Source organism: Bifidobacterium pullorum subsp. saeculare (genome assembly GCF_016899725.1).
Lineage (GTDB): Bacteria > Actinomycetota > Actinomycetes > Actinomycetales > Bifidobacteriaceae > Bifidobacterium > Bifidobacterium pullorum_C.
In genome coordinates, this window is record NZ_JACLYU010000187.1 from 1 (window position 1) to 462 (window position 462).

General features: G+C 48.5%; 1 protein-coding gene. It reads left to right on the forward strand.

Annotated features, from left to right (window positions below; translation table 11 throughout):
- Positions 1 to 68: 68 nt before the first annotated feature.
- On the forward strand, positions 69 to 462 hold a 394-nt coding region (locus H7U32_RS10090), incomplete at its 3' end, for an MATE family efflux transporter (RefSeq protein WP_239457677.1).

Below are 462 nucleotides of genomic sequence, written 5' to 3' on the forward strand. Positions count from 1 at the left end.
GTCTTGAGTATGCTGGACCTCGCCCCTTGTCAACGGGTCGCCTCGTTCCCTAAAATAAAAAACAGACTATGACTCAACAAACAGGCATCCGCAAAGGACTGGTCAAACCCGTTATACCCATTTTTATCGAAACTTTGCTCATCATGATGCTGGGAGCAGTAGATACCATCATGCTGAGCCAATACTCCGATGAGAGCGTGGCTGCCGTAGGCGTGGTCAACCAGATTGTGACCTTTGCCTTTCTGGTATTCGAGGTCATCAACATCGGCACATCGGTACTCTGCTCGCAGTACTTGGGAGCTAAATTAGAAAAAAACATGATACAGGTAGTGGGGGTAGCCTTATTGCTCAATTTGGTAGTAGGACTGGCAGTCAGTGCCATCCTGCATTTTGGTGCCACTACACTGTTGGGCTGGATGGGACTACGCCCCGAGTTGTTACAATATGGTATCGGCTATATGG